Genomic DNA, 434 nt, shown 5'->3' on the forward strand with positions numbered 1-434 from the left:
CAGGACCTCGTAGAAGACGGCGCGCTTGAACCAATCCGGGTCCCGGTCCTTGGCGGGGGTGTCCTCGAAGGTGTCCGGGACGGGCTCGTTGACGATCATTTTGTGGGTGACCCTCCGATCTGCGGGGTGGACGGTCGCAGAACCGTGAAGACGTGCGCGGGCCGGTGGCCCGGTTCGAGGCGCACATAGTTGGCCCTGCCCCAGTGGTAGGTCTCGCCGGTGAGCTCGTCGCGCACCGGCACCGACTCGTGCCAGTCCAGGCCGAGTTGCGGCATGTCCAACGAGACCGTCGCCTCCTGGGTGTGGTGGGGGTCGAGGTTGACGACCACCAGAACCGTGTTCGACCCCGAGCGCTTCGAGTACGCGATCACCGCTTCCTGGTCGGCATGGTGGAAGTGGAGGCTACGCAGCTGCCGTAGGGCGGGACTCGCGTT

1 protein-coding gene is annotated in these 434 nt (G+C 66.6%); it reads right to left on the minus strand.

Annotation, left to right across the window (positions count from 1 at the left end; translation table 11 throughout):
- Positions 1–95: 95 nt before the first annotated feature.
- A partial coding sequence (locus ICC28_RS40135; RefSeq protein ID WP_223190815.1) for an alpha-glucosidase C-terminal domain-containing protein occupies positions 96–434 on the minus strand: 339 nt, incomplete at its 5' end.

Source organism: Streptomyces sp. TRM68416 (genome assembly GCF_014596915.1).
Classification (GTDB): domain Bacteria; phylum Actinomycetota; class Actinomycetes; order Streptomycetales; family Streptomycetaceae; genus Streptomyces.